General features: G+C 63.9%; 1 protein-coding gene. It reads right to left on the reverse strand.

The window, feature by feature from the left end:
* A partial coding sequence (locus tag IVB29_RS02580; RefSeq protein WP_247501834.1) for a DUF1522 domain-containing protein occupies positions 1–1,148 on the reverse strand: 1,148 nt, incomplete at both ends.

The following is a 1,148-nucleotide window of genomic DNA, read 5'->3' on the forward strand; positions in this document are numbered from 1 at the left end:
TGGCCGCTTCGGTGTTGGTGTCGGCCAGCGTCAGGTTGGACGAGCCGGTCTGCAGCACGTTGATCAGGTTCTTGTTGAAGTCCTGACGAACCTGCACGATCGTCAGGTTCGAACCGAGGGCCGATGCTTCCGAACGCAGCGTGCTCGACGCGGTGTTCAAATTTGTCAGCACCTTGTTGGTCGCAGCGTTGTCGATGAAGTCCGTCCCTTGCGTCAGTGCGGCAAGGCCCAGACCCTTGGAGTTGTAGGTCACACCCGTGATGCTCAGGCTCGACTTGGCGGTCTCGTCGAACACCAGCTTGAGCTGATCACCGTTCAACAGGTTCACACCGTTGAACGAGGAGTCCTGTGCAGTGGAGTCGATCTGCTGCAGGATGTTGTTGTACTGGTTGACCAGGTTGGCGCGGGACGTCTGAGCAACGCTGTCAGAGACGGGAGTGGAAGCCGTCGAGAAAGTCAGCGCGCTCGTCAGCGTGCCGCCGATCGCACCGCCTGCGACCGCCGAACCAAGCGTCGAGGACGCGTAGTCGTTGGTTGCGTTGATGGTGAGCAGCCCGTTGGCGTCGATCGTCGCAGTGAGGTTGTTGGCCTGCAGCTGCGTGTTGAGCTGGTCGAGCGTCTTGACCGTGCCGTTGGTGCCATCGCCGAAGGTGACGTTGACCGCCGCGCCGGCATTGAAGGAGGTGAAGGTCAAGGTCTTGCCGTTGATGCCGCCCGTGCCGGCGCTGCGAGCCGCGGTGAAGGCCGAGCCCGTGCCGGTGTTGCCGGCGAGGCCGAAGGCGGACAGCGCATTGCCGGTGCCGGTGATCGCGAGGTCGGCATTGACGCCGGTCGAGATCTTGAGTTGGCCGCTCGAGTTGATCGACGAGGCGATCTGGCCGGTGGCCGTCGTCACCGTGGCGGTGCCGCTGGCGTTGGACGCAGACTGCACGCCGGTGGCAAGGTCGATCGCCTTGAGCAGGTCAGCCGCGGTGGCGCCGCCGAGATAGACGGTCGAGTTGCCGCTGCCGTCGGTAACGAGGTTGCCCACCACGCCGGAGCCGGCCGGAACGTTTGCCGCCGCCGGTGCATTGCCATCCCTGAAGCTGATGACATGACCATCGACGTTCAGCGTCGAGTTGGTCTGGAGCAGCGAGGACAGCGTGCCC

This window comes from Bradyrhizobium sp. 1, from assembly GCF_023073315.1.
Taxonomy (GTDB): domain Bacteria; phylum Pseudomonadota; class Alphaproteobacteria; order Rhizobiales; family Xanthobacteraceae; genus Bradyrhizobium.